A 516-nucleotide genomic window follows, 5' to 3' on the forward strand; every position below is an offset into this window, starting at 1 on the left:
CGCCGCCCTGCTCGGCCGGCGCCTGGCGCAGCAGGGCGGCGCCGCGCTGATCGTCGATTACGGCCCGGCCCGCAGCGCGCCCGGCGACAGTTTTCAGGCGATGCGGCGCCACGCCTTCGCCGACCCGCTGGAGGCGCCGGGCGAAGCCGACCTGACCGCCCATGTCGATTTCCAGGCCCTGGCCCAGGCCGCAGCCGGCGCCACGTCCTACGGCCCGGTGACCCAGGGCGCGTTCCTGGAGGCGCTGGGGCTGCGCGCCCGGGCGGCGCAGTTGCAGACCGCCTCCCCGGCCCGCGCCGCCGAGATCGACGCCGCGGTCGAACGCCTGGCCGGGCCGGAGCAGATGGGCACGCTGTTCAAGGCCCTGGCGCTGACCGCCCCCGGCCTCGGCGCGCCGGCCGGGTTTCCCTGACCCAGCCGGCAATGGTATTCCGGTCCCGTCCGAATCGGCCGGAGCCCGCCCCGTGATCACCGTCGACGCCCTCGCCCTGCCCGGCATCGGCCATGGCTTCTTCC

General features: G+C 76.6%; 1 protein-coding gene. It reads left to right on the forward strand.

Annotated features, from left to right (window positions below):
- Positions 1–412: SAM-dependent methyltransferase (locus ACTOWL_RS38045; RefSeq protein ID WP_441326495.1), on the forward strand; the 412-nt coding region annotated here is incomplete at its 5' end.
- Positions 413–516: the final 104 nt, after the last annotated feature.

This window comes from Inquilinus sp. CA228, from assembly GCF_052078665.1.
GTDB lineage: Bacteria > Pseudomonadota > Alphaproteobacteria > DSM-16000 > Inquilinaceae > Inquilinus.